Here is a 361-nt window from a genome sequence, read left to right as displayed (position 1 = left end):
GGGGGGCCATCGGTGCGCGCACCACGGAATCCCAGGTGCACCGCGAGCTGGCGTCCGGCCTCTCCTGCCCGGTGGGCTTCAAAAACGGTACTGACGGCACGATCAAAGTGGCGATTGATGCCATCAACGCCGCCGGGGCGCCGCACTGCTTCCTGTCGGTCACCAAATGGGGCCACTCCGCGATCGTTAACACCAGCGGTAATGCCGACTGCCACATCATCCTGCGCGGCGGCAAAGAGCCGAACTACAGCGCGGCACACGTCAGTGAGGTGAAAGCCGGGCTGGAGAAAGCGGGCCTGCCGCCACGCATCATGATCGACTTCAGCCACGCCAACAGCAGCAAGCAGTTCAAAAAGCAGCT

The 361-nt window shown here is 63.4% G+C and carries 1 pseudogene; it reads left to right on the top strand.

The window, feature by feature from the left end:
* Positions 1-361: pseudogene (aroG, locus tag CYR32_RS21275) on the top strand (3-deoxy-7-phosphoheptulonate synthase AroG); the annotation flags it as partial.

Origin of the sequence: Chimaeribacter coloradensis, from assembly GCF_002858715.1 — a bacterium.
GTDB lineage: Bacteria > Pseudomonadota > Gammaproteobacteria > Enterobacterales > Enterobacteriaceae > Chimaeribacter > Chimaeribacter coloradensis.
Note: the sequence above shows the minus strand (reverse complement) of the source record. Positions and strands in the feature narration are given on the sequence as shown.